We start from the raw sequence: 23,527 nt of genomic DNA, 5'->3' as shown, positions 1-23,527 counted from the left end.
TTATGCAACATACACCTTTAATCCAAGTAAAAAATGTATCGGTGCGCTTTGAGGCAAAAGGCCAAATAGTTGAAGCTGTCAAAAATGTTTCATTTGATGTCAATCAAGGCGAAATTTTTGGCATTATTGGCTCAAGCGGTGCAGGTAAGAGTACATTGGTAAGAACGCTTAATCGACTCGCCATACCGTCGTCAGGGCAAGTTATTATCGATGGTGTTGATATTAGCACTTTGAAAGGCCGCCATTTACAGGCCTTTCGTTTTCAGGTAGGTATGATTTTCCAAAATTTTAACCTTGCTTGTTCAAAAACCGTTTATGAAAATATTGCCTTTGTTCTTAAGGCTGCTGGCAAAAAGGGTGATGCAGTAAAAAACCGAGTGAAAGAGCTTCTGACATTGGTAGGGTTGAGCGATAAAGCTTATGCTTATCCTGCCGAGCTTAGTGGTGGGCAAAAGCAGCGAGTCGGTATTGCAAGGGCCTTAGCGAATGAAGCGAAAATATTGCTATGTGATGAAGCGACCAGTGCTTTAGATCCAACCACAACCAGTGCTATTTTGGATTTACTTAAACAACTCAATGAAAAATTTGGTTTAACTATAGTTCTTATTACCCATGAAATTGATGTGGTAAAAAAGATTTGTCATCGGGTTGCGGTAATGTCGCAAGGTGAAATTGTTGAGATGAATAACACATTTAATTTATTTGCTTGTCCAAAACAACGCTTTACCCAAAACTTTCTTAATATTGATGAAAATACCCATCTTCCCGATCGAATTAGACAAAATGCTAAAGGCAAACTGGTTAGACTACGCTATATTAATGAAAATACTACGCAACCTATTTTATATCAATCAGCGCTTGAAACAGGCGTCGCTTTCAATATTTTGCATGGCTTTATCGAGTATTTTAACGAGCAAGCGCTAGGCAATTTAGTGATAGAGTTAATTGGTGATCCGGATGATATCTTAAATCTTATTGCAAAGTTACACAATCAAGGTGTGATTATTGAGGAAATAAATTAATGATAAAACTCACCCTTGCTGAAATGGCACAAATGTTATGGCAAGCCGCTTACGAGACTTTTATTATGGTCAGTTGGTCACTGCTTGCTGGTATTTTATTTGGCACAATAATCGGGCTGTTGCTGTTTTTGATGTCTAATCCGTTTTTTTTCAAAAACAGAGTAATGAATAGTATTGCTAACTTTATCATTAATGCGACTCGTTCAATTCCTTTTTTGATTTTAATGGTGACGGTGTTACCTTTAGGTGCTTTATTTGTTGGCACGACTGTTGGACCAAAAGCGGTTATCTTTCCTTTGTCGTTAGCGGCTATCGCTTTTTATGCAAGGTTAGCTGAAAATGCGTTTAGCCAAATAGATAAAGGTGTGATTGAGGCGGCAGTAGCGAGCGGAGCATCACATATTCGCATAATTATTGGAATACTATTTCCTGAAGCGATGGCACAATTAATTCGCCATGCAACGGTAACGACAATTTCGCTCATTAGCTTTAGCTCAATGGCCGGTGTGGTTGGCGGTGGTGGAATAGGTGATTTAGCCATTCGTTACGGCTATCAACGTTATGTCACAGAAATCCTGATTTTATGTATTATCATTCTGATTTTTATTGTGATGTTAATTCAATTTTTAGGGGATAAATTAGCTAATCACTTTGATCGCAGCTATAAATAATCGGTATTAACATGAATACAATTACAACTATTATTAAAGATCCTAACCGAATCATTTATCAAAACAATATTCCAAAATCTCACTTAAGTGATGGACTGCAATTGAAATATGGACAAGCCGAACTACTGGTTTATCCAGTAACAACAGCGGAAGTTTCACAAATAGTTCAATATGCCTATTCAAAAGGGATCAATATTACAACGCGTGGTGCGGGTACGAATTTGGTGGGTTCAACCATTCCTAATGGTGGCATTATTATTGATTTATCTTTAATGAACAATATTGTTGAACTGGATAAAGAGACATTCACAATTACTGTCCAGCCAGGCATTTTATTACAGGATTTACAACAATGGGTTGAAAAGCAAGACCTGTTTTATCCGCCCGATCCTGGTGCAAAAAATGCCACTATTGGCGGTAATATAAGTACTAATGCTGGTGGCATGCGTGCGGTTAAATATGGCGTGACCCGTGATTATGTGCAAGCAATAGAAGTGGTTATGGCTGATGGCAGCGTTTTAAATTTTGGCAGTAAAAATGTTAAAGATAATACTGGGCTTTCGTTAAAACATCTCTTTATTGGCAGTGAAGGGACACTGGGTATTATTACGCAATGCACTTTAAAGTTAATTGCTAAACCAAAAGCTTTCGAAACCTTAATTATTGGTTTTAAAAGTATTGATTTAGCTATAGCAAATATCACAACTATATTACAAACGTTAACACCCACAGCATTGGAGTTTGTAGAACGTCAGGTTGCGCAGTGGGGTGAAAGATATTCAGGTTTTCAATTTCCATTACCCAATGCACAAGCCTATCTTATTATTATGTTAGATGGTGCTGATCATCAAACTATATTACAACAGCGTCAGCAACTATTGGCTAATTTGACTGATTGTGAACATTTTATTGCAGAAACAGTAGAACAAGCTAGTCAAATTTGGGCAGTGCGCGGGTCGCTTGTTCGCGCTGTTGAAGCGGTGACAGAGCAAGATCCTATTGATATTGTTGTACCCATTAATAAAATTGCTGATTTTATTCATTACACCAAACAATTAGAAGCGAAAACCGGTGTAAGAATGTTAGCTTTTGGACATGCTGGTGATGGCAATATCCATTTATGTCTATTACGCGATGGTAGAGAGCAAACGCAATGGCAACGCTTACTAGAACAAGTCCATTGTGCTTTGTATCTAAAATGTCATCAATTAGGCGGGCTTCCTTCTGCTGAACATGGAATTGGTACTGCTAAAGTTAACTATTTTAAGCAGGCCATACCAGAAGATAATCGCCAATTAATGCAAGCAATTAAACAGCAGTTTGATCGTAAAAATATTCTTAATAATCAGGTTTATATTTTGCAAATTTAGATGTTTTTTTATTTGTAATTAACTGAAAAGTCTTTGATGATAATCAAAGGCTTTTTGTTATTACCTAAAGCAAAGGTTTGCTCATAAAAATAGGGTAACTTTACACGCTCAATAAACATCATAACAAAACCCTTTTTTTTACTATAATTTAAACTTGTTTATAATCAATAGGTTAAATTTTAATGTAAAAAAAGGGTTTTTAAGCCTAAAACAAACATTTATCTTTTACCTAACAAGCGTTATAGTGTATCGGTTTCTAGTTTAACGCCGTGTAGGTGGTTTAGAAAAATATACATTTCGGAATTATCACCTTTAGTCCGTTTAACGCCGTGTAGGTGGTTTAGAAATGTTGCGCTTGAGCGCGTTTTAAGTGACGAAGGTTTAACGCCGTGTAGGCGGTTATAGTTTTTAAAATTCCATTTAAAAGATGGGATTAAAGGTTATGCCAGATTTATCTGGGTTAGATGAGTTGCGCCTGTTATCATTTTTAGGTTCTGAATCCTCCTTTTACCCATTGCGGTATATTTTTTATCTGTATGATTAAATAAAGTATTTTTGAGTTTAGTCTTTCGCTTGTTTTATAAATTGATAATTTTAATATGTTATTTGGCCTACATTAAACAATCAACCTCGGTAGTATACATTACTCTTTTTATTAGAAGGTATTAACTTGTGATGCTGGGCGTCATGAATGCAAAATCTTGTTAAATCCTTTATCAATAATTAACATTCGGGATCAAGTTTATGAGTACAATTTTTAAGGGATCTATGCTAGAGTTGAATCCCTTATTTTTCGACTCAGTAGGGAGGTAGGTCTTGAATCTTTCACCTAAAGCGTTTCATTATTTGGGCGTAATTGCTACTATCGCTTCACTTGGTATGTATGTTTCTTATATTCCACAAATCATTGATAATCTTCATGGTTACAAATCTAATCCCACTCAACCATTGGCTGCAGCAATAAACTGTTCGTTATGGGTTTGCTATGGTTTATTGCGTGAAAAGAAAGATTGGCCAATTGCTATTGCCAATTCACCGGGTGTCATTTTTGGCTTAATGGCTTTTTTCACCGCTTTATAAATCGCATTATTGATTAAACTACAGTGAAATCGATCTCAATTCCTGTAGTTTTCTCTCCTTTTTTCTCTTAATTGTGCTGTCGTTGATTATGTTGAATGCATATTTTAATAAAGTTTGAAATTAATACAGCAGCAGGTTAATATTTAACCTTAGCAATAAGATTAAATAAATCAATACAATACGAAGTTATCAACAGGTTTGTTAAATACTTATCAAATAGTACAGTGAATAATTTGCTAGTTATCCCCTTTTAATGGTTTTATCACTGTGCAAAATTTGTTCATTGTCATGTCGTTTATATACTATTATAGTAAAAGCGATTAATTCGATTTTTTATCTGGATTTCAACTTCAAAAAATTTTTGATAAATGTTAGTGGTTTAATTAGAAACGTTGTATTAGCAAAGTCGTACCACAAATCTGGCAAGATGATCGTTTTGCTGGGTAAAAATCGTGATAAAGGAAGGAAATATTATGACAGAAATTAATCTTTCAGATGAGTTAATAAAAGACTTCATTTATTCAGTTTATCGAAAAGAAGTATTGTTAAATTTAGATGGGGTGGTTTTAACTGAAGATGATCGAAAAACGTTACATGAAAAACGAGATTTTGTTAATAGCTTGAGCGAAACAGAACTAGCTAATATTCGATCATGGATCATCAATAAGTTAAAATCATTAGAAGATAAACACCATTAAAATTGCGTGAGTTTACTGCGTTTTAGGCGGGCTAACGTTCCTATTATTTTAATAAAAATATTTTTTTATCTTTATCAAAAACACTATAGACAGATTAACCAATAGTTTTATAATGCATTCGATAAAATATCATTTATAAAAAAGGAAATAATATGAAAAAGTTAGCCTTTGTTTTATTCGTTAGTCTACCAATGATAGCTAGTGCATCCAACTGTGATGAGATCAGCGCTAATATCGCAGAAAAAATTAAAAATAATGGTGTTGAAGCCTCTCAATTTCAATTGAAACTCGTTTCATCAAATGAATCTCAACAACAAATTGAAGGGCAAATTGTGGGGTCTTGTGATCGTGGACAACAAAATATTGTCTATGTACGTTATGATTCTGCTAGCAAAGCTGCAAAAAGCACAGATAAAAAAGCAGTTGATACAAAGTCTCAACCTGAGCAACCAAAAGCAGAAACAGTAGCTCCAACTACGACAGCGCCAGTTGATTCTAGTGAACAACAAAAAACGGAAAACCAAACAAGTCCTAACCAAACATCAGAATCAACCACTAACTAGTAATGTTGATAATAAAGCGTCGATTAGAATTAAACATTCAATATCCAAAGCGAGTTTTTGTTAATTAAGTTGTTTAATTTATTTTTCGACGCTGCTCATTAATCCAATATGCTTTGGGCTCAAATTATACCCATTGAATCTGATTTGCTTAATGTCGACAAAAGGCGTAAAACACGTGTTTATTAGGTAAAATCAGTTTTATGCCTTTATAAATTGATTGTTTAAGTGATAGTATTTTATGTTTTCATTTTATTCCCTTATTGATTCATGCCAGACAGATTGGAATAGTTATATACAGCATGAGTTTATCGAACAACTTGGTAAAGGAACCTTAGATAAGTCTTGTTTTCAACACTATTTAAAGCAAGATTATCTATTTTTGGTTAACTTTTCGCGGGTTTGGGGACTTGCCGTTTATAAAAGCCGTAATCTTTTAGAAATCAAGCAAGCATTACATAGCCTTAAAGCTATTGTTGAAGTAGAACTGGATTTACATATTCGTTATTGTAAACAATGGCATATCACTGAATCAGAATTAACCCATTTAGTTGGAGCCAAAGCTAACATGGCTTACACCGATTATGTTTTAGATGTAGGCTTAAAAGGTGATATTCTTGACTTACATATTGTTTTAGCGCCATGCTTGATTGGTTATGGCATGATTGCAAATTGGATAACAGCCCAGTCTTGGTATAATGCAGAAAATAATCCTTATACAAGTTGGATCGACATGTATTGTGGTGATGAATTTCAAAAAGCAGTGCAAAATGAAATCAATTGGATTAATGATAATTTATCTAACATCAAGTCAGAACGTTTTGAACAGTTAAAAACCATTTTTAAAACGGCAACCCAGCTTGAAGCTGGTTTTTGGCAGATGGGATTAGAAAAAAGCTGTTAATAATTATCATACTTCACCAATGATGGCAAAGTATGATGTAATAAGGTTATAGCAAATTCGAGTAACTTTGTTTGGTTTTTTCATCCCAAACACTTGCTTGTACTTGTCCAATATGTTTTAGTTGTAACAACAACATGACTAATCGAGATTGTCCAATACCACCACCAATAGTTTGTAATAACTCACCATTGACTAATGCTTGATGCCAAGCTAATTGTAATCGAGATTCATCATGAGTGATCTTAAGTTGACGTTTCAATGCTTCAGGATCAACACGAATGCCCATTGATGAAATTTCAAATGCACTATTTAATGCTGGATTCCAAACTAAAATATCACCATTCAAGCCTTTAGAACCCATTTCATTATCACTACTCCAATCATCATAATCGGGTGCACGGGCATCGTGTTTTTCGTTATTAGATAAATAGCCGCCTATACCAATTAAAAATACAGCCCCCAGTTCTTTAGTAATTGCATTTTCACGCTCTTTTGGCGATAAGTTAGGGTAACGTTTTAACAGTTGTTCACTATCCATAAATGTAATGGATTCCGGCAAAAAGCGTGAAAGGTGATATTTTTCTGATACGGCTTTTTCTGTTGCTTTAATCGCTGAATAGATCTTTTCAACAGTTTGCTTTAGGTAAGTAAGAGTACGATCTTTTGGACTTATTACTTTTTCCCAATCCCATTGATCGACAAATACGGAATGAATTGGTGAAAGCTGATCTTCATCCGGTCGTAACGCTTTCATATTAGTATATAAACCTTCACCCTCAGCAAAATGGTGATCAGTTAATACTTTACGCTTCCATTTAGCTAAAGAGTGAACGACTTCAAATTGTGCATTAGCAATCGTTTTAACTTTAACCTGAACTGCTTTTTCGGTACCAGATAAATTATCTTGAATTCCATCACCAACTTGACTTAATAATGGTGCTTGCACTTCAATCAGGGATAAATTTTCGGCTAACTTATCAGCAAAAAAATGTTTCACAAAGCTTATTCGTTGTTGTTGTTCTTGGAATGATATCGTCATGTTTACTCTCTAATTATTGTCAATTTGTGTATGTAAATTAAACTAGAAAATAGAAATATGCAAGTTTCAATACGGTAAAAATAGATACAAATAGCGATGAGTTTGTCTCTCAACTTTATTGATTATTATAATTGTTATCTATTTTGTGTTAATTGCTGATTAAAAAGAACATTAAGACAAAAATTGAACAATTTAGTGGGTTGCATTTTTAAGTCAGCAACCAAATCGATGAAACTAGGATGTTGATCAGTTTAAGGTAACTATCTGTAAAAACGGATATTTTATTTCAAATTAATTATTATTTAATGATATTATCAGGATAATAAACGTTGAAATCATCCCTCCAAGGGGATTGATACCTGTTATTTTTTATATAATCAACTGATGACAATTGCACAATTGTTTCTTGGATAATGCTAAATATCAATGCTCGGCGTGTATAACTTATTTTATATACCATCAGTCATTTTTTATATCGTAGATTACAAGCTAATTAAACCTGTCAGCATTGCTAAATAGCAATTCTCATGACGAATTTATATTTGAGTATCAAGTTGGATCTTTTGCCTAAAAACTTCGACAAAGCTGTTTATAAACTCACAATTGAATGCTAACGCGTATACGACTAACCCTTTTACCAACCCTTTTTTTTTACCAAATATAAAAAATAATAAAATCAATACATTACAAATCACATAAAAAAAAGGGTTTTTTAGTAGCAAAACATCATTTACCTTTCTGCCAACAACAGTTATAGTGGTTTAGCTTCTAGTTCACTGCCGTATAGGCAGTTTAGAAATTTTTGTTTTAAAACACCCGTACCGGTTGAAAGTTCACTGCCGTATAGGCAGTTTAGAAAAAGGAGCAAGACGATTACGAGCGTGCATTTTAGTTCACTGCCGTATAGGTAGTTTAGAAAAAAATAAAATGAAAAATAGCCATCACTGATATGTTCACTGCCGTATAGTCAGAATTCATGTTTGGTCTTGAAATTGTGATATTTTGCCAATCTATATTTTATTCGTGATATATTGCTATTGATTAGTAAATTAATACCAGTAGGTTTTCTGTTAATCATTACTGCTGATAGTTGGCTTTAATTTGTTTATAAAGCGATAGAACTAAGCTTTTAATATTTGTTTTGGTTGACACCTGTAAAGCCGGTATCAACCATGAATAAGCAATGATGTTCGTATGCGAACAGGATTTTACTTACCTATGTCAGAAATTTGTGTTTACTCCGCAAATTTATTTTTATGATCATACCGGTTGTAGTGGATGTCATCACTAATTAAATAGTTATAAATATCATCGACAATTTCGATACCATTTTTTAGGTAGTCTGCTTCACGTTTTTTGCCTCGTTCACCAGGAAAGAATACTTGGCTATTGCCTTTAGCGGGTTTGACATTTTTTAATTGATCGAGCATCGAAGACATAGTTTGTTTGAATATTTCAAGGCCGATAAAATATTCTGGGTTAATGACAATATGTAAATGCCCAAGATCGCGTCCTTTGGATAGGTCTGCATACATTGACGAGACATTTTTACCAAAAGGCAAGCCTAGTAATATCCCCGATAAGATATCAACCATCATCATCAAACCATAACCTTTTGCGTCAGCAATCGGTAATAAAGCATTGACTTTATGAGGATCGGTGGTTGGTTCACCGTGCTCATCAACGGCCCATGTTGGCGGAATAGGAGCGCCTTTGGATCGTGCATAAAGTACTTTACCCCAAGCTTGCACTGTAGTTGCCATATCAAATGATACAACTCGCTCATCGGCTGTTGGGGCTGCAAATGCAATTGGATTGGTACCAAAAAATTCTTCGGCTCCACCATAGGGTACAGCCATTGGATCTGATTGACACATTGAAATGGCAACTAAATTTTGTGCAGCAGCCATTTCGGTAAAGTAACACAGTGATCCACTGTGTGACATACGGCGTATACCGACGACCGCGACACCATTCTTCTTCGCCATTTCAATGGCTTTATCCATGCCAACTTTGGCAGCAACCAAACCACAGCCATTATCAAAATCGAGAATGGCGCTCGCTGGGCCTGTTTCTTTATAAGTGATGTTAGGATTAACGGTCATGCCACCTTTCGCAATACGTTCTGCATAATATTCAACCCTTACGGCACCATGCGAATGAATGCCTCGGGCATCAGCAAAAGCTAATGCATCGGCAGCGATGTTTGCATGTTCCTGACTTAAACCGGCTTTATGCATTTTATTCGCGATTAGATCATGTAATGTTTTTTTGTCAACTCGCATCGTAAACTCCCTTAAATATATGTTTTACCTGTTTGGTTATCTTATTTTGTAATGATTGTACCTTTAGTACCCGCTAATAAAGACTCTATATCCGTTAGATTACCGATGTATGCCTTGTTACTGGTTTTTTCAACAAATTCAATGACAGATTTGACTTTAGGACCAATAGCACCATCATCAATTGCAAGCGGTTTTAATCGTTCTGTATTAACATGATGTAATGGCGTTTGTTGTGGGGTTCCCCAATTTTCATATACCGCATCAGCATCAGTTAAAATCATTAAGTGATCGGCTTTTAATTGTATGGCAAGTTGCGCTGCACTGTGATCTTTGTCGATAACCGCTTCTATACCTTGATAACCAAGTTGATTTTTAATGACAGGTATACCGCCACCGCCATTACAAATGACAATAGTGTCTTGGTTAAGTAATTGTTTGATAGCATCGATTTCGAGGATTTTTTGCGGTTTGGGGGACGGCACTACCCGACGTAAATACTGTCCATCTTGTTTAAATTGCCATCCATATTGTGTTTGTAACTGTTGCTGTTGCGCTGGTTGATATACTGGTCCTATATACTTGGTAGGATCTTTAAAAGCAGGGTCGTTGGGATCAACTTCAACTTGGGTCAGCACGGTGACAACATGTTTAACATGTTCGTGTTGCTGTAAACTGCGACCTATCATATACCCGAGCATACCTTGCGTTTGGGAAACCAGAATATCGAGTGGGTAGGCAGCAACCTGTGTATAAGCCGCATTTTGTAGTGCTAATAAACCTACTTGTGGGCCGTTGCCATGCACAATCACTAAATGATATTTTCCCGCTAGTTTTGCGATAAGCTGGGTTGTAGCATCAATGTTTCGATATTGATTCTCTATTGATAGTGGTTCATTTCGTTTAGAAATTGCATTGCCGCCTAATGCAATAACAATCAGTTCCATATGATATCCTTGATCATTTATTAAAATTGCTTATTGTTTTAAAGTATTAACACATTTACTCGCCATTCACTGTGTTTTCTTGTTAATATTTAGCTAATTAAATGCGGTAATACCGCTTTTTTTGTCACTGTCCGAATAAGAAAGTGACCTGGTTTTTAATGATGTATTTACCTACTTAGTCATTCATAGATTCGCTTTATTCGTCTATCGATATTGTTTTGGTAACTGTAGTTGCTTAACTCAGCTCACCGATTTGGCTTCAGAAACAAAATAGTACGCTGCTTTAAATTTCGACATCACGATGGCAATCTTTTGAATAAATATAACTTAATGGCTCTTTACCCACGGCATAACAAGCTTGCAATGCATAAGCGCCCATAAAAATATAGTCATCTTTTTTGACCGGTATCCACTCATTGTCAAGCAAGTACATACCTTCACCACTGAGTAAATACGCGCCATGTTCCTGAACATGAGTTTCAATATAGCCATGACTTGCGCCTGGTTGGAAAGTTAAAATATGAAAATTCATATCAAAGCCAAGTTCTTTTGGTAATAAGTCTTGTACAAATACATTATCCATATTCTCATAATGAATATTTTCCAGATTGATAACATGGTTCGAAACAACCCGAGCTTGGTATCCATCAAGCGGGGTATAACGTCTTTTGTACAAGAATAGGCGAGATGAGCTGGTCATATTTTGTAAATAAAGTTTTACTCCGCAAGGACAGTAAAGATAGCCGCCTGTTTGTAAATGAAACGGTTGTTGATCAGCTTTAGCGGTTATTTCGCCTTGAATAACATAGACAAAAACTTCAAGATCTTTACCACCAAATCCTTGTAGGTTTTTGCCATCTTTATGCATGGTGACTAAATAATCAACAAATGACGCGCCCAATTTAGGGGTTGATAAAATGGTGATGTCACAATTATCAAAACCAGGAATGATATTTTTTACCAATCCATCAGGCGGAATGAGCGCGTAATTTTGTCGTTTAATAATTGCTCTTGATGCTAATAAGTCTTTTGGGTAACCTGTGTTGTTGTTGATATATCCCATAATTATCTCCTTGGAACATATTGATTTTTTACTTCGGCTGACTATTTTTTAGGTAATACAATAGCGCGCCATTAAAAACAGCTTAGTTTAGAAAAATGTGTGTTGCCGATCATAAATATAATGATCGGCACAGATTATTAATTGTTATTTGCGCTTTTATGCATGTTAAGAAGGAAGAACAGCACGGTTGCAACAATTAAAATAGCAATTGCCACATAGAATCCGGTAATTTTGGTGCCGGTAAAATCTGCTAAATAACCAGTTAATGGTGGCGCGATAACAGACGAGCTCATACCAAAAAAGTTAAATACGCCAAACGAAGTGCCATAATTGGTTTTAGGGGCAGTTTCGGCAACATGTGAAATCAGAATTGGTTCTACAGTTAATTTACCAAATAAACCGTAAAAAACTAATCCAGCGAGTAAGAAAGTAATCGTTGCTGATTGCACTGTAGTTAGTAATGTTGCTGCGGCGATTAGTTCAAGTGCAATGATAAATAATAGGCGTTTATTTCTGTATTTATCAGAAATTTTACTGATGATTAATGCCCCAGGAATAGCTGCAAATGCAACTAAAGAAGACGCAGAGCCAATGCTACCACCAGTAAAACCACGTTCTGTTTCAAGAAAGTTAGGTAACCAACTGACAATCATATAATAACCATAGCATGTGGCAAAATACATGATATATGATGCAACCATCTGACTACTAAAAAAGCTATGTGTTTGTGATTCTACTTGATCAACAGAGCGTGTGTTAGCGGTATTTTCATGTTGTTTTGCTTGTTTAATTTTCGGTTGTTCTTTAATAATAATTGCAAAACCCGCAACTAAACAAAGTAGCAATGCAGCAATTATGTATAACATGTATTGCCATGGCATGCCTAATGATTTGACTAAAAAGCTTGTTGCTAACAAACTAATCCCCATACCTAAAGCCGAGCCGGTATTGATAATTGCTGATGCAAAGCCTCGGTGCTCTGACGGAATATTTTCAGCTGAAAGTGACCATGCCGAACCATAATAAGAACCACAGCCTAAACCAGCAAGCAAACTACCAATATAGATCATTGTGATTGAATGAGCATTACCGATCATTAACGCAGCAATGGTGAAGAGTAAAAAGCCGGGGATAACTACCGCTTTTTTACCAAACTTATCAACTAACATACCTGCGGGTATTTGCATTGCGGTGTAGGCAAAGAAGTAACAACTGGCAATGAGTCCAAGAGCAGTATTGGATTGTGGTCCTATAGTTTGTTGAACTTCTGGAAAAATCGCGGTTAATACTGGGCGATAAATCCACATAACTGTCCAACCTAGGCATAATAATACAACGATTTTATGCCAGTATTTAATTCCACCCGTTTTTTCTATTATGGTCATGTTAATTCCTTATTATTCTTGATAAGCTAATTTATATAGGGCGTGCGTGAGTGCTTTAATGCCTTCTACTAAATCTTTTGTGTCTGTATCTTCAGCAGGATTGTGACTAATACCTTTAATGCTTGGCACAAATAACATTGCTGTAGGTACACGTGGCGCAAATATTTGTGAATCATGACCCGCACCACTGTGCATTACCCGATAACTGAGTTTTTCTTCTTTACATATCGCTTCTAACATTTTGATTAGCTTGTTATCCATCGGGATCGGATCTTCATCCATCCAGCGATTTATGTCGATTTCAAGACCAAGTTCGTTGGCGATACGCAGCATATCAGCTTCGATTTCTTCGGTGAATTGAACTAATTGGGCTTTATTCGTATGACGACAATCCATAGTGAATAATACTTCACCAGGTACAACATTGACGACATTTGGTTTGGGTTCTACGTGACCAAAAGTAAGCACAAGTGGATCACCAACTTTGATTGCTTTGTTGATTGATTCATTACAGATTCGACTAAATGCATACACCGCATCTTTACGATATCCCATAGGCGTTGTACCGGCGTGATTGGCTTCACCAATTAATCGAATGTTATAACGTCGTTGACCTACAATACTGGTTACAACACCAATACTTTTTTGTTCTTTTTCTAGAACGCCACCTTGTTCAATATGAATTTCTAAAAACGCTTTAATATTGTCGCGTGCAGGTTGAGTATTGAATTTAAATCCACATGTTTGCATGGCATCAACAAATTTTATGCCTTCGCTGTCTTGTATTGTTTCGACATCGTGATGATTAGCAATAGCAAATACATTTTTACTGCCCCAAAAAACGTAAGGAAAACGGCTACCTTCTTCTTCTGCCATCGAGATTAACTCTAATGTGCGTAGTGGTTGACCATAGTTTTCTTTCAGGTATTGCATTGCTAGTAAAGCCGCTATAATGCCTAACTGTCCATCAAGTTTTCCACCGTTTACTACAGTATCAACATGTGAACCTGACATGATAACTTCATTTTTGTATTTACTGCCTTCAAATCGTCCATATAAATTTCCAATGTCGTCAAAATAGCTATGCATGCCAATTTCGGTCATTCTTTGTTTCAGTGCATTTTGGGCAGCGAGCCATTCGGCGCTATAGAGTAGGCGCGTTGTACCACCTTGTTTTAATCCGCCAAAGCTAGATATCCAGTCTACTGCGTTAGCAACATCATCATATAAGATATTCATGTGTATTTACCTGTTGTTCAACTTGTTACTGTCATTAAGTGTCTTTATATATAATGAAACACATTAAAAGTGAATTTGTCATCTACCATACTATTAATAGCAAATAATAATGTGATCAAACTAGCTTTTTTATTTTTTTAAAATTTAATTAAATTAATGAATTGGTATTATAAAAAATTTTTTAATAATCATTTATGTTACTGATTTTAATATGTTTTATTTTTTATGATTAATCGTCAATTTGTGACATCCAACCTATTTATTCACTATTTTTTACGTAATATATAAATACAATCTGTAAATTAGATGTGATAGTGTCATACTATTTATTGTTATCAATCAGAATTATCAAAAACGGGTAACAGGATGCCACCTGTAAAATCAATCATTCCCGTCTATGAAAGTATCTCAATAAGTAATAAGTGAGTATTGTCTATATCTAAACAGAACTTAATTTTTTCATAACTGAAAGGCCAAATCTCATGATTCAATCTTTTATAAAAAAAGGCAGCTTTCAAGATTCAGTTAGTTTAATGCTAATTTCAAAAAAACTCAGTAATCTTGACGAAGTTGATGAAGTTTCCGTCATGATGGGTACCCCAGCCAATAAATCGCTGCTTACTGCAACCGGTTTTTGGGATGATATGTTTAATGAAGCAACACCCAATGATATTTGTGTGGCCATTAAAACCCATGATAATTCTTGTAATGTGGTGGCGTTGATTAGTGAACAATTGGAAGATGCGTTAAAAAATATTGCGCAGCAACAGCAAGGTGGGCGTAAATTACTTAAAGCAAGACGTTTTGCTAGCGCTAATCAAAAATTGCCTGATGCTAATTTGGTGCTTATTTCTATAGCCGGTGAGTATGCTGCTGGGTTGGCTGAACAAGCTTTGGATGATAATAAAAATGTGATGATATTTTCGGATAATGTCTCACTTGATGATGAAATTCGCTTGAAAACCAAAGCGTCAGAAAAAGATTTGATTGTAATGGGACCCGATTGCGGTACTGCCATTATTGCTGGTGCACCTTTAGCTTTTGCCAATGTCATTCCAAAGGGAAATATTGGTGTAATTGGTGCATCTGGAACAGGTATTCAAGAAGTTATTTCACAAATTGCCTTATTAAATCAAGGGATTACTCAAGCTATTGGTTTGGGTGGGCGGGATTTATCTCAAGAAGTCGGTGGCATTAGTGCGTTAACTGCGTTAGATATGCTAGCTGCGGATCAGGCAACACAGGTGATCACGTTTATTTCTAAGCCACCAGCAGAAAGTGTGCGTAAAAAAGTGATTTCTGCCATGAAGTTGATTAACAAGCCAATTGTTGCAATATTTTTAGGTTCTAACATAGATAAACCACAAGATGAAAACATTTATTTTGCCAGAACGTTGGATGAAGCGGCGCGATTATCATGTTTATTAGCTAAAGTAGAAGCAAGTGCAACTCAATTAAGTCATGCGGAACATCGTTCTATTTTAGGTTTATATACTGGCGGCACATTAGCTTCAGAAGCGGCGATGTTACTTGCTCACGAGCTTGGCTTAGCGGTTAGCAAAAATCATGATAAAGGCATCATGTTAGCGCAAAATGGTCATAAGATAATTGATCTTGGTGATGATTTTTATACTGTAGGTCGCCCACATCCAATGATTGATCCTTCAATTCGTGAACAAGAAATTTGTCAGTTAGGTGATAACACAAGTGTTGGTGTTCTATTATTGGATTTGGTTATTGGCTATGGCGCTAATACTAACCCTGCCGAATCCATTATTACTGGTTATCAAAAAGCGTGTGCTAAACGTGCTGCTGATAATCCTTTAATTGCCATTGTTACTGTAACCGGTTCTGAGCAAGATCCACAATGCCGTAGCAAGCAGATTGATGCCTTAAAAGCTGCCAATATTGTGGTAATGGACAATTTACCGGAAGCAATTTTATTGGCAAAAAAACTCATTTCACCATTAAAGCAAATACGTTCGTTAAAACAGTACCCATTACTTGATCATATTAGTGTGATTAATGCAGGTCTTAGAGGCTTTGCTGACGATCTTCAAGCATCGAATGTGCCTGTTGTGCATTATCAATGGGCACCAGTAGCGGGTGGTAATCAAAAATTAGCGGCTATTTTGAAGAAATTAAATTAAGAGGTTTTGACAATATGAATACATCAATAAATGAAGCAAATCAAGCTATTATTGAACGAATTAAAGCGGCTAGGCCTCATTGGATTGGCGTAGTTGCAGCAAAAGAAGCGGTACCAACGTTAGCACAAGGACAAAAATTATTGCATGCTGGCCCACCTATTGTTTGGACTGATATGACAGGACCAATGCAAGGTGCTTGTATTGGTGCCTGTTTATTTGAAGGTTGGGCGAAAGACGAAAATGAAGCTTTACAGTTATTACAGTCAGGTAAAGTAGAATTTATTCCTTGTCATTCAGTCAATGCCGTTGGTCCAATGGGCGGAATTACCTCTGCTAATATGCCAATGGTTGTTGTTGAGAATGTTACTCATGGTAACCGAGCATACTGTAATTTGAACGAAGGCATTGGTAAAGTCATGCGCTTTGGTGCTTATGGTGAAGAAGTCTTAAATCGTCATCGTTGGATGAAAGAATCATTAGGTCCAGCATTAAATGATGCACTTAAACTATTTGATAAAGGCATTGATTTAACTGCATTGATGGCGCAAGCCATTACTATGGGAGATGAATTTCACCAACGTAATATTGCCGCTTCTGCATTATTATTACGTACATTGTCACCAAAATTAGCTGTACTTAAACGTAGTCAAGAAGAGATGGCAAAAATCTTTGATTTTTTAAGTGTCACAGATCAATTTTTCTTGAATTTAGCAATGGCATTTTGTAAATCCGTAATGGATAGTGCCGCCCAGATTCAAGCTGGTACTATTGTTACAGCGATGACACGTAATGGTAAAGATTTTGGTATTAAAGTTAGTGGTCTTGGTGATCAGTGGTTTACCGCTCCAGTAAATACACCTCAAGGACTATTTTTTACCGGTTATTCACAGCAAGATGCTAATCCCGATATTGGTGACAGTGCTATAACTGAAACTTTTGGTATTGGAGGCGCCGCAATGGTTGCTGCGCCAGGTGTTACGCGATTTGTTGGTGCTGGTGGTGCTGATGTTGCGTATGAAGTATCAGAAGAGATGAGCGAAATATTTTTAGAACATAACATGCTATTTCAAATACCATCTTGGAATTTTCAGGGCTGCTGTATGGCATTAGATATACGCCGAATTGTTGAAACAGGAATCACACCATTAATCAATACCGGTATTGCTCATAAAAAGGCAGGTGTTGGTCAAATTGGCGCAGGAACAGTGCGTGCACCGTTAGCTTGTTTTGAAAAAGCACTAGAAGCACTGGCTAAAAAGCTCGAAGTATAATTTATGAACATTATGCATGCTAATGGCAATCGATTAAATCAACATATTGATAATTGCTTATTAAACTCGAGTTTTACGCTGAATAATCGGTATAGCTGCATGTTATCGAATCAAAATTACTTACATAAAATTAAGCCTTTGCTTGTTAGTGCGCATGCGCCAACAATCGAAGGTGCTTTATCGTTATTTAGTTTACATCAGCACACGATTAATTTAATTAATACGCATCAGCAGTTAATTACGCTTCATCGATATGCAAGTGGCATATCACCAATGGGGTGGGTGCTTAAATCTGAAGATTTTGATTATATTAAATCGGTTTTATTAAACAATGAATTCAAAATAGATCAACTCATGAATGGTGATTTGATTTGCGGTGATATTTTAATCATGAATCATACTCATAAATGTCATTTGCAAATCAAACGTGATGAAAAGCTGAGTTTCAATAAACAGTCTATTGTACAGCTATTACAACACGTCGATTATCCGACCGGATTGTTTGGCAATTTGAAAGATAATATTATTGATAAATCGCCACCGCAACTTGATTTATTGTGTGGTAAAATTAAACAATTGATGGATGGACAAGTTGTTGACATTACACCATTTATCGGTTTAGGTCCAGGTTTAACACCTAGTATGGATGATATTTTAGTGGGGATTCTCGCGGTCATTTCAAGCGATGTTCGTTTTGTCGGTAAATTAAGTCAACTAAAGCATGGCTTGTCAGCGTTATCTTTAAATTCTTTGACAACGTTAATTAGTGCATCTTTTCTCAATTATGCATTAGAAGGTAAGTTTTCGTTATTAGTACTACAGATGGTTAAGGCGCTTAAGCAAAATAGGTTAGATCATTCATCAATAAATAAATTATTAAATTATGGTCATACCTCTGGCGCTGATCTTTTACTTGGTATGTGGTTAGGCATTGATCGTTTTATTTTAGAGGATTGAATCATGTTAGATACTGAAACAATGCGAACATTTACCAAAGTCGTTGAATGTAATAGTTTTTCAAAGGCGGCTAAATTACTTTATAAAACGCCAGCAGCAATTAGTTATCGCATTAAATCATTAGAAACTGACTTAAATACCCAATTATTTGAACGGACCACGCGATCGGTTTCGCTTACCTTGGCAGGTCAACATCTTTATGAACATTGTAGTCAATGGTTGCTTTGGTTATCGACCATGCCCGATGAGCTCCAGCAAATCCGTGATGGTGTTGAGCGTAAAGTCAATGTAACAATTAATAATTTATTATATGATGTTGAAGCCGTAACAGAATTGTTGGCCCATTTAAAAGAGAAATTCCCTTTTACCAATTTTAACTTTACTCGCCAAGTTTATATGGGGGTTTGGGATTCATTATTGCATGGCGAATGCCATCTTGCGATTGGTGCTACCGGTACTGAATCGCTAGATAATATGATCAATATTTTTCCATTAGGCGAAGTAAGTTGGATTTTTGTTGCCGCTAAAAATCATCCGGTAACACAAATTGAGGGGCCATTATCTAATGAATCATTACGAAAATTCCCAGCCATTAACGTTGAAGATACTTCAGTACATATGAATAAACGCGTAGCTTGGTTATTACCGAGTCAATCAGAAATTATTGTACCGAATATTTCGACCAAATTAGCTTGTCATTTAAAAGGTCTTGGCATTGGATTTTTACCAAAATCGATTTGCCAACCCTATTTAGATTCAGGCGATTTAATTGCTTGCCAAGTGGTTAACGAACGAAAACCCTCTCCATTATCACTAGCTTGGAAAAAAGCACATATGGGAAAGGTTATGAGTGAAATTGTTAATTTATTCAAATTTCATCATCCTTTAGCAAATAATTTTTTAAAAAATATTGATAAAAAACGATAAATCACTATGCCGTGTGATTATTGAAATAATTAAATATAAACAAAGGAAAAAATAAATGTTAGACCTAAACAAATATGATCAAATTAATCCGCCTACGCGGTTACTTATGGGTCCTGGTCCAATTAACGCAGATCCACGCGTGACAAGAGCAATGGCTGCTCCATTAATTGGTCAATTTGATCCTGTTATGACTGATTATATGAATCAAACCATGGAACTTTATCGAGAAATTTTCAAAACTAAAAATGAGCAAACATTTGTTATTGATGGTACCGCTCGTGCAGGTATTGAAGCGGTGCTTGTTTCTACCATTCGTCCTGGTGATAAAGTTTTAGTGCCTGTTTTTGGTCGTTTCGGTTTATTACTTTGTGAAATAGCTCACCGTTGCCGAGCAGAGGTGCATACCATTGAAGTCCCATGGGGTGAAGTTTTTGATCCAAATGTGATTGAAGATGCCATTAAAAAAATCAAACCTCGCTTATTACTTTGCGTACAAGGTGATACCTCAACGACATTGTTGCAACCATTAGATAAGATTGGTGAAATTTGTCGTCGGCATGGCGTATTATCTTATGTTGATGCCACTGCATCTATTGTTGGTAATGAACTTGAAGTCGATAAATGGCAGTTAGATGGTGTTTCGGTCAGCTTACAAAAATGTCTTAGTGGCCCTCCTGGTGTTGCACCCTTAACGTTAAGTCCACAAATGGTTGATATCATTCAAGCACGTAAATGTGTGGAATTGGGTATTCGAGCAGATGGCGATAGCAGTGGTAGTGACGAAATTATTTATTCTAACTATTTCGATATTGACATGATCATCCGTTATTGGGGGGCTGAACGTATCAATCATCATACTGAAGCAACATCGATGCTTTATGCTGCCCGAGAATGTGCACGCATTGTTTTACAAGAAGGATTAGACAATGTTATTGAGCGTCACCGTGTTAATGGTGCGGCAATGGTTGCAGGATTACAAGCTATGGGACTTGAGCTATTTGGTGATATTTCTCATAAAATGAATAATGTGGTTGGGGTTAAAAAACCAGAACATATTAATGATCTAGAAGTCCGAAACCTCATGTTAAATGATTTTGGCATTGAAATTGGCGCATCTTTTGGTCCACTTAAAGGTAATGTATGGCGTATTGGTACTATGGGATATAACGCTAGAAAGCAATGTGTAATGCAAACGTTAACTGCATTTGAAGCTGTCTTAAACCGTGTAGGCTTTAAAACAACCCAAGGTGCTGGATTACAGGCTGCTTGGGATATCTATCAGAATCATTAATCAATCAATAGTATAATAATAAGCTCACATTTGTGAGCTTTTTTATGTTTAGCTCTACTTTATTTAATACTAAAAAATGAGTTTAACAGTAGTCAAAATAAATCATTAAAACAAAATGTTAATCACATCATGTTTTTAAATTATTATTAATTGATTTAATGTAGTTGTAATGCATTACCAAAGCGTTGGTTGTGCTAGAAAATTTTTTGCTAGTGATTGTGATTAATCAGTAAAAAAACGCAGTACTCTATTATAACTATTAACGTTATTTGTTAATACGCTCTAATATAGTGTTGCAATATTTTGTTCAAAAGTTATTATATTTTTCCCCATTTATTTCAAGGCAGGATAAACAATGATCAAATCTTTTTTTTCACTCATTTTTAGTATTGTCATTTTATTAACAACCAGTTTTTCGTATGCAGATGAGCCAACTTATGTAGTCGGAGCGGGCGGTACATATCGACCATTTGAGTACGAAAATAGCGCAAAACAACTTGAAGGGTTTGATATCGATTTAATTAAAGCCATTGCAGATGTTCAACATTTTAAAATTAAATTAATTAATACACCATGGGAAGGTATTTTTGCTACCTTAGATAATGGTGAACGCGATATTATCATTTCAGGTATTACCATTACCGAAAAACGTAAAAATTCTGTTGATTTTTCTTTACCTTATTTTCCTGCTGAGCAAGTTATTGTGACTCAAAAAGGGTCGAAAATCACATCTATCGCTGATTTGAGCTCTCATACTGTTGGTGTTGTTAATGGTAGTACAGCTGATGTGGTTGTATCTAAAGTATTAGGAAAAAACAGTACGTCAATTAAACGTTTTGATAACACACCTTTGTTACTGCAAGAATTATATGAAGAAGGCATTAATGCTGCTATTGGCGATGTTGGTGTTGTTAAGTTTTATATCAAAATGCATCCTGGTAAAGAGTTTAATCTGATTTCAGATCAAAATTTTGAGCCGCAATATTTTGGTATTGCTGTTGCAAAAGGTAATGATAAATTGCGCAATATGATTAACCAAGGACTGAAAAAAATTATCGATAATGGCACTTATGCCAACATTTATTCAAAATGGTTTGATAATAATGTTCCAACGTTACCTTTAACCGATAAAGAATAATGTGGATTTTTTATGGCGTTTAATTGGGAAATAATTAATGAGTACTTGCCCTTATTTATAGAAGGGGCAAAAATGACTATTGAATGTACGCTGTTTTGTGTCATTTTAGGTACATTATGGGGATTATTGCTAGGTATTGGTCGCACTGCTTCAGCAAAATATGGGGTTTGGAAATATACATTATATTTTTGTGTACAATGGCCGGTTAGAATATATGTTAGTGCTTTTCGTGGTACGCCATTATTTGTGCAAATTATGGTCGTTCACTTTGTCCTTATGCCTTTGTTAATTAACCCACGAGATGGTTTGCTTGTATCGGATAACTTGATTTCGGTTGATACCGCTCGCTTTTTACGATCTCAATATGGTGCATTTATTTCATGCGTTACAGCCATTACTTTAAATGCTGGTGCTTATATATCAGAAATTTTTAGGGCAGGGATTGAGTCGATTGATAAAGGACAAATGGAAGCTGCACGTTCATTAGGTATGGGATATGGCAGTACCATGCGAAAGGTGATATTACCCCAAGCCTTTCGACGAATGTTACCACCGCTAGGTAATAATGCCATTGCTATTTTGAAAGATTCTTCCCTTGGTGCAGCTATTGGTCTGGCAGATTTAGCTTTCGCTGCAAGAACGTCTGGTGCGGCTTATGGCTCATATACTGAGCCTTACCTAGTCATATCTTTGGTTTATTGGATAATGACATCCTTGCTATCGCTACTGGTTAAATATTTAGAAAAAAGGTTGAGCAAAAGTGATTCACATTAAAAATCTACAAAAGCAATTTGGTGATATCCATGTGTTACGTGGTATTTCGTGTGATATTCAAGAAAAAGAAGTGATCTCGGTAATTGGTCCATCTGGTTCAGGTAAAAGCACTTTTTTACGATGCATCAATGGATTGGAAGATATTACATCAGGTGAAATTGAAGTTAATGGTTTTAAAGTGCACAATCCTAAAACCAATATTAATCAATTACGAGAATCAGTAGGGATGGTGTTTCAGCGCTTTAATCTTTTTCCACATATGACAGTACTGGAAAATCTTATTTTAGCACCTAGAGACGTGAAAAAGATGCCCAAAGATCTGGCGATTAGCAAAGCGGAGAAGTTGTTAACCAAAGTCGGGTTGATTGATAAAATTGATGCTTATCCAAGTCAACTTTCCGGCGGTCAACAGCAGCGCGTGGCTATTGCTAGAGCACTTATGATGGATCCTAAAGTAATGTTATTTGATGAACCAACTTCGGCGCTTGATCCCGAATTAGTCGGTGAAGTTTTAGCGGTCATGAAATCACTTGCGCAAGAGGGCATGACAATGATTGTTGTGACTCATGAAATGGGCTTTGCTAAAGAAATGTCTACTCGGGTGATTTTTATTGATCAGGGCATTATTCAAGAACAAGGTTCACCCGATCAAATCTTTAATCATCCACAAAATGAACGAACACAGTTATTTTTAAGTAAAGTTCTATAAAACTTGAAAATAAAGGCACTAAACGTGATGTGATAATTTTATTTACGCTT

21 protein-coding genes are annotated in these 23,527 nt (G+C 35.9%); 15 read left to right on the top strand and 6 right to left on the bottom strand.

Annotation, left to right across the window (positions count from 1 at the left end; translation table 11 throughout):
* Window positions 1–2 precede the first annotated feature (2 nt).
* The 7 genes from J3U59_RS07635 (at window position 3) to tenA (ending at window position 6,305) form a co-directional block, all read left to right on the top strand.
* Window positions 3–1,022 (top strand): methionine ABC transporter ATP-binding protein, encoded by a 1,020-nt coding sequence (locus J3U59_RS07635; protein WP_267333008.1) that lies wholly within the window; start codon window positions 3–5, stop codon window positions 1,020–1,022.
* Window positions 1,022–1,693 (top strand): methionine ABC transporter permease, encoded by a 672-nt coding sequence (locus J3U59_RS07630; RefSeq protein WP_369126354.1) that lies wholly within the window; start codon window positions 1,022–1,024, stop codon window positions 1,691–1,693. Before J3U59_RS07635 ends, J3U59_RS07630 begins: the two co-directional genes overlap by 1 nt.
* Window positions 1,694–1,704: 11 nt before the next feature.
* Window positions 1,705–3,063 (top strand): FAD-binding oxidoreductase, encoded by a 1,359-nt coding sequence (locus J3U59_RS07625; protein WP_267333007.1) that lies wholly within the window; start codon window positions 1,705–1,707, stop codon window positions 3,061–3,063.
* Window positions 3,064–3,879: 816 nt separating this feature from the next.
* A complete protein-coding gene (locus J3U59_RS07620) occupies window positions 3,880–4,143 on the top strand; it encodes a SemiSWEET family transporter (RefSeq protein ID WP_081297501.1) in 264 nt (87 codons plus the stop codon).
* Window positions 4,144–4,616: 473 nt separating this feature from the next.
* A complete protein-coding gene (locus J3U59_RS07615) occupies window positions 4,617–4,841 on the top strand; it encodes a hypothetical protein (RefSeq protein ID WP_065634167.1) in 225 nt (74 codons plus the stop codon).
* 152 nt (window positions 4,842–4,993) lie between these two features.
* Complete coding sequence (locus tag J3U59_RS07610) at window positions 4,994–5,404, top strand: DUF1161 domain-containing protein (RefSeq protein ID WP_267333006.1); 411 nt, start codon at window positions 4,994–4,996, stop codon at window positions 5,402–5,404.
* Between the two features lie 238 nt (window positions 5,405–5,642).
* Window positions 5,643–6,305: a thiaminase II gene (tenA, locus tag J3U59_RS07605; RefSeq protein WP_267333005.1), complete on the top strand. Its 663-nt coding sequence runs from the start codon at window positions 5,643–5,645 to the stop codon at window positions 6,303–6,305.
* A 46-nt stretch (window positions 6,306–6,351) separates the two neighbouring features.
* Here tenA and asnA read toward each other — a convergent pair whose 3' ends face one another.
* The 6 genes from asnA to allC all read right to left on the bottom strand — a co-directional run bounded on the left by asnA (window position 6,352) and on the right by allC (window position 14,260).
* The gene (gene asnA / locus J3U59_RS07600; RefSeq protein ID WP_267333004.1) at window positions 6,352–7,344 is read right to left on the bottom strand and encodes an aspartate--ammonia ligase; all 993 of its coding nucleotides are present in this window, start codon (window positions 7,342–7,344) and stop codon (window positions 6,352–6,354) included.
* 1,235 nt (window positions 7,345–8,579) lie between these two features.
* Window positions 8,580–9,629, bottom strand: coding sequence for an ureidoglycolate dehydrogenase (allD, locus tag J3U59_RS07595; protein ID WP_065634163.1), 1,050 nt, complete (start codon window positions 9,627–9,629; stop codon window positions 8,580–8,582).
* A 41-nt stretch (window positions 9,630–9,670) separates the two neighbouring features.
* Window positions 9,671–10,573 (bottom strand): carbamate kinase, encoded by a 903-nt coding sequence (locus J3U59_RS07590; RefSeq protein WP_267333003.1) that lies wholly within the window; start codon window positions 10,571–10,573, stop codon window positions 9,671–9,673.
* Window positions 10,574–10,856: 283 nt separating this feature from the next.
* Window positions 10,857–11,636 carry a (S)-ureidoglycine aminohydrolase gene (gene allE, locus J3U59_RS07585; RefSeq protein WP_267333002.1) on the bottom strand — a complete coding sequence of 260 codons (780 nt, stop codon included), beginning with the start codon at window positions 11,634–11,636 and terminating at the stop codon, window positions 10,857–10,859.
* Window positions 11,637–11,773: 137 nt separating this feature from the next.
* Window positions 11,774–13,021 (bottom strand): MFS transporter, encoded by a 1,248-nt coding sequence (locus J3U59_RS07580; protein ID WP_267333001.1) that lies wholly within the window; start codon window positions 13,019–13,021, stop codon window positions 11,774–11,776.
* Window positions 13,022–13,033: 12 nt separating this feature from the next.
* Complete coding sequence (allC, locus tag J3U59_RS07575) at window positions 13,034–14,260, bottom strand: allantoate deiminase (protein ID WP_267333000.1); 1,227 nt, start codon at window positions 14,258–14,260, stop codon at window positions 13,034–13,036.
* Window positions 14,261–14,742: 482 nt separating this feature from the next.
* On the opposite strand from allC, the gene fdrA reads away from it, so the two are divergent.
* From fdrA to J3U59_RS07535, 8 genes are all read left to right on the top strand, one after another.
* Entirely contained in the window at window positions 14,743–16,410 is a 1,668-nt protein-coding gene (fdrA, locus tag J3U59_RS07570; protein ID WP_267332999.1) for an acyl-CoA synthetase FdrA, read from the top strand.
* Window positions 16,411–16,424: 14 nt separating this feature from the next.
* Entirely contained in the window at window positions 16,425–17,681 is a 1,257-nt protein-coding gene (locus tag J3U59_RS07565; RefSeq protein WP_267332998.1) for a DUF1116 domain-containing protein, read from the top strand.
* A gap of 3 nt (window positions 17,682–17,684) precedes the next feature.
* Entirely contained in the window at window positions 17,685–18,638 is a 954-nt protein-coding gene (locus J3U59_RS07560) for a DUF2877 domain-containing protein (RefSeq protein ID WP_267332997.1), read from the top strand.
* A 3-nt stretch (window positions 18,639–18,641) separates the two neighbouring features.
* Window positions 18,642–19,565 (top strand): HTH-type transcriptional activator AllS, encoded by a 924-nt coding sequence (allS, locus tag J3U59_RS07555; RefSeq protein ID WP_267332996.1) that lies wholly within the window; start codon window positions 18,642–18,644, stop codon window positions 19,563–19,565.
* A gap of 55 nt (window positions 19,566–19,620) precedes the next feature.
* The gene (locus J3U59_RS07550) at window positions 19,621–20,856 is read left to right on the top strand and encodes a pyridoxal-phosphate-dependent aminotransferase family protein (RefSeq protein ID WP_267332995.1); all 1,236 of its coding nucleotides are present in this window, start codon (window positions 19,621–19,623) and stop codon (window positions 20,854–20,856) included.
* Between the two features lie 355 nt (window positions 20,857–21,211).
* The gene (locus J3U59_RS07545) at window positions 21,212–21,994 is read left to right on the top strand and encodes a basic amino acid ABC transporter substrate-binding protein (RefSeq protein ID WP_267332994.1); all 783 of its coding nucleotides are present in this window, start codon (window positions 21,212–21,214) and stop codon (window positions 21,992–21,994) included.
* Window positions 21,995–22,006: 12 nt separating this feature from the next.
* Window positions 22,007–22,768 (top strand): amino acid ABC transporter permease, encoded by a 762-nt coding sequence (locus J3U59_RS07540; protein ID WP_267332993.1) that lies wholly within the window; start codon window positions 22,007–22,009, stop codon window positions 22,766–22,768.
* Window positions 22,755–23,477 (top strand): amino acid ABC transporter ATP-binding protein, encoded by a 723-nt coding sequence (locus tag J3U59_RS07535; RefSeq protein WP_267332992.1) that lies wholly within the window; start codon window positions 22,755–22,757, stop codon window positions 23,475–23,477. Before J3U59_RS07540 ends, J3U59_RS07535 begins: the two co-directional genes overlap by 14 nt.
* The last annotated feature ends 50 nt before the right edge of the window (window positions 23,478–23,527 follow it).

This window comes from Gilliamella sp. B3783 (assembly GCF_026536125.1).
GTDB lineage: Bacteria > Pseudomonadota > Gammaproteobacteria > Enterobacterales > Orbaceae > Gilliamella.
This window is presented reverse-complemented; position numbering and strand designations above follow the sequence as displayed.

Coding starts and splice junctions, on each gene's coding strand:
- J3U59_RS07625 (WP_267333007.1), top strand. CDS start 1,705: ATGAATACAATTACAACTATTATTAAAGATCCTAACCGAATCATTTAT.
- fdrA (WP_267332999.1), top strand. CDS start 14,743: ATGATTCAATCTTTTATAAAAAAAGGCAGCTTTCAAGATTCAGTTAGT.
- J3U59_RS07630 (WP_369126354.1), top strand. CDS start 1,022: ATGATAAAACTCACCCTTGCTGAAATGGCACAAATGTTATGGCAAGCC.
- J3U59_RS07590 (WP_267333003.1), bottom strand. CDS start 10,573: ATGGAACTGATTGTTATTGCATTAGGCGGCAATGCAATTTCTAAACGA.
- J3U59_RS07565 (WP_267332998.1), top strand. CDS start 16,425: ATGAATACATCAATAAATGAAGCAAATCAAGCTATTATTGAACGAATT.
- J3U59_RS07540 (WP_267332993.1), top strand. CDS start 22,007: ATGGCGTTTAATTGGGAAATAATTAATGAGTACTTGCCCTTATTTATA.
- J3U59_RS07560 (WP_267332997.1), top strand. CDS start 17,685: ATGAACATTATGCATGCTAATGGCAATCGATTAAATCAACATATTGAT.
- allD (WP_065634163.1), bottom strand. CDS start 9,629: ATGCGAGTTGACAAAAAAACATTACATGATCTAATCGCGAATAAAATG.
- J3U59_RS07610 (WP_267333006.1), top strand. CDS start 4,994: ATGAAAAAGTTAGCCTTTGTTTTATTCGTTAGTCTACCAATGATAGCT.
- asnA (WP_267333004.1), bottom strand. CDS start 7,344: ATGACGATATCATTCCAAGAACAACAACAACGAATAAGCTTTGTGAAA.
- J3U59_RS07615 (WP_065634167.1), top strand. CDS start 4,617: ATGACAGAAATTAATCTTTCAGATGAGTTAATAAAAGACTTCATTTAT.
- J3U59_RS07545 (WP_267332994.1), top strand. CDS start 21,212: ATGATCAAATCTTTTTTTTCACTCATTTTTAGTATTGTCATTTTATTA.
- J3U59_RS07580 (WP_267333001.1), bottom strand. CDS start 13,021: ATGACCATAATAGAAAAAACGGGTGGAATTAAATACTGGCATAAAATC.
- allE (WP_267333002.1), bottom strand. CDS start 11,636: ATGGGATATATCAACAACAACACAGGTTACCCAAAAGACTTATTAGCA.
- allC (WP_267333000.1), bottom strand. CDS start 14,260: ATGAATATCTTATATGATGATGTTGCTAACGCAGTAGACTGGATATCT.
- allS (WP_267332996.1), top strand. CDS start 18,642: ATGTTAGATACTGAAACAATGCGAACATTTACCAAAGTCGTTGAATGT.
- J3U59_RS07635 (WP_267333008.1), top strand. CDS start 3: ATGCAACATACACCTTTAATCCAAGTAAAAAATGTATCGGTGCGCTTT.
- J3U59_RS07550 (WP_267332995.1), top strand. CDS start 19,621: ATGTTAGACCTAAACAAATATGATCAAATTAATCCGCCTACGCGGTTA.
- tenA (WP_267333005.1), top strand. CDS start 5,643: ATGTTTTCATTTTATTCCCTTATTGATTCATGCCAGACAGATTGGAAT.